1 protein-coding gene is annotated in these 258 nt (G+C 40.3%); it reads right to left on the bottom strand.

The annotated features are described in order from the left end of the window. Positions 1-258 (bottom strand): hypothetical protein (locus tag ACFIKE_RS12155; protein WP_375650222.1); only part of this gene is annotated, 258 nt, incomplete at both ends.

Below are 258 nucleotides of genomic sequence, written 5' to 3'. Positions count from 1 at the left end.
AAACGTGCAATTTTTTCAATGACGTGTCGATAAGTACTGCGTGAATGAGAATCAACTTCAGAAAAATCACTATTTTTACGTAAAATAGCATCGACACAACTGACTGTTTCAAACCATACAGTCCAATCAACATCATCTATAGCTTTAAGAGCACGGATAATATTGCCCATGGTCACACCATCTGCAGCTTGTCGAGTGTGCTCATCGGCTGTTGCACTTTCTAAGCTACTGCCATGGCTTTCCAATTGCTTTTCAAGC

This window comes from Bartonella sp. MU70NMGDW, assembly GCF_042194085.1.
In the GTDB taxonomy this organism is placed as follows: Bacteria; Pseudomonadota; Alphaproteobacteria; order Rhizobiales; family Rhizobiaceae; genus Bartonella; species Bartonella grahamii.
Note: the sequence above shows the minus strand (reverse complement) of the source record. Positions and strands in the feature narration are given on the sequence as shown.